The 1,902-nt window shown below is 39.9% G+C and carries 2 protein-coding genes; both read left to right on the top strand.

The window, feature by feature from the left end; all coding sequences use genetic code 11:
- The first annotated feature begins 23 nt into the window (after positions 1-23).
- Positions 24-1,445, top strand: coding sequence for a Na+/H+ antiporter NhaC (gene nhaC / locus C8E03_RS21675; RefSeq protein WP_110292102.1), 1,422 nt, complete (start codon positions 24-26; stop codon positions 1,443-1,445).
- A 14-nt stretch (positions 1,446-1,459) separates the two neighbouring features.
- A partial coding sequence (locus C8E03_RS21670; protein ID WP_207657830.1) for an asparaginase domain-containing protein occupies positions 1,460-1,902 on the top strand: 443 nt, incomplete at its 3' end.

Below are 1,902 nucleotides of genomic sequence, written 5' to 3'. Positions count from 1 at the left end.
ATAAAATTATTGGAGGATGGTATATGGAAAAGAAAATGCCAAATGTATTACAATCTTTATTTGTGTTGGTAGGGTTTTTGATTCTAGCGTTTTTATTCAACAGGTTTGGAATTGAAATTCACCTGGCTATATTTACAGCCTGGTTCTTGGCGATGTTCGTAGGTAAAATGACAGGTCACACATATAAAGAAATGGAGCATTCCATTACAAAAGGTATTTATAACGGAATGGATGCTATATTGATTTTACTGGCAGTGGGAGCGTTAGTTGGAACATGGATATCAGGTGGAATTGTGCCCAGTTTAATTTACTATGGCTTGAAAGTTATTCATCCATCGATTTTCTTGCTTGCAACATTAATCATTTGTAGTATCACCTCAATCGCAACTGGTACCTCTTGGGGAACAGCAGGAACTGCAGGAATAGCCATGATGGGAATTGGAGCAGGACTTGGAATACCGGCGCCCATTACAGCAGGAGCAGTCTTATCAGGCTCTTATTTTGGAGACAAGCTGTCCCCATTATCAGACAGTACGATTTTGACCGCATCAATGAGTGACATAGATGTCATGGATCATGTAAAGGGAATGCTTCCGGGATCAGTAATTGGTTATATTATAGCGGGAATTGCATTTACAGTTGCAGGCTTTCAGGTTGGCGGCGGAAACGCAGATATGTCACAGGTTAATGAAGTAATGACTTCATTGGACAGTATCTTTAACATCAGTCTTATTTCTTTTGTACCCATGATTGTAGTTATTTTGTTATTAGTTTTGAAAATGCCATCTCTTCCGGTAATTTCACTGGGAGCAGCTCTAGGAATTGTCTGGGGAATTGTATTTCAGGGTCTGACTCCGGTTCACGCAATATCAAGTGCATGGGCGCAGTTGGAAAGTAACACAGGAATTGATTTTATTGATAAAATATTAAGCCGCGGCGGAATGAGCAGTATGCTGTGGTCGGTAGGAATTATAATTTTAGGTTTAGGCTTTGGCGGTCTGCTCGACCAAATCGGAATCATAAAGGTAATTGCAGATAAGATAGACCGTTTCATTAACGGAGGCGGTATGCTTACGGTATTCTCTATTATAATCGGCTTCCTGGGCAATTTATTTGGAAGTGCAATGTATGTTTCGTTAATACTTACACCAAAGATCATGGCTCAAAAGTATGATGAACTGGGTTACAGCCGAAAGGTATTATCAAGAAACACAGAGTTTGGAGGAACACTGACCTCAGGTATGGTACCGTGGAGCGACAACGGAATCTATATGGCAACGATACTTGGCGTAACAACCTTGCAGTATGTACCATATATGTGGTTGTCCTTTGCCTGTATATTTGTTACTATCATATTTGGCTTTACGGGCAAATTTATGTGGAGCAATAAGGATGACGTAAGAGTCAGTGTGATAAATCAGAAAATAGAAAATCAGAATAGTTAAAAAGGTGATAAAGAATGAAAAAAATACTTTTAGTAGCAACAGGGGGAACGATTGCTTCATCAGAGACAGCAGAAGGGTTAACCCCATCTATAGATGCAAAACAGATTTTGTCCTATATTCCGGAGATTGAACAGATTTGCCACTTATCGGGAATTTCCATTATGAGTGTGGACAGTACAAATGTGAATCCATCTTTGATGGTGAAAGCAGCAGAAGCAATCAGGGATAATTATGAAGAATACGATGGCTTTGTGGTAACACATGGAACTGACACGATGGGATATACGGCGGCGGCATTGACGTATATGCTGCAAAATATCAAGAAACCCGTTGTCATAACAGGATCTCAGATAGCAATAGAAGCATTGTATACGGATGCAAAGAAGAATTTATCCGATGCCATCCGATTTGCCTGTGAGGACTTTCTGGGAGTGTTTGTAGCTTTTGATGGAGAAAT

The sequence above is a fragment of the Lachnotalea glycerini genome, from assembly GCF_003201285.1.
GTDB lineage: Bacteria > Bacillota > Clostridia > Lachnospirales > Lachnospiraceae > Lachnotalea > Lachnotalea glycerini.
Note: the sequence above shows the minus strand (reverse complement) of the source record. Positions and strands in the feature narration are given on the sequence as shown.

Bases quoted from the DNA above. Each gene is read 5' to 3' on its own strand.
- nhaC (WP_110292102.1), top strand. From the start codon at position 24: ATGGAAAAGAAAATGCCAAATGTATTACAATCTTTATTTGTGTTGGTA.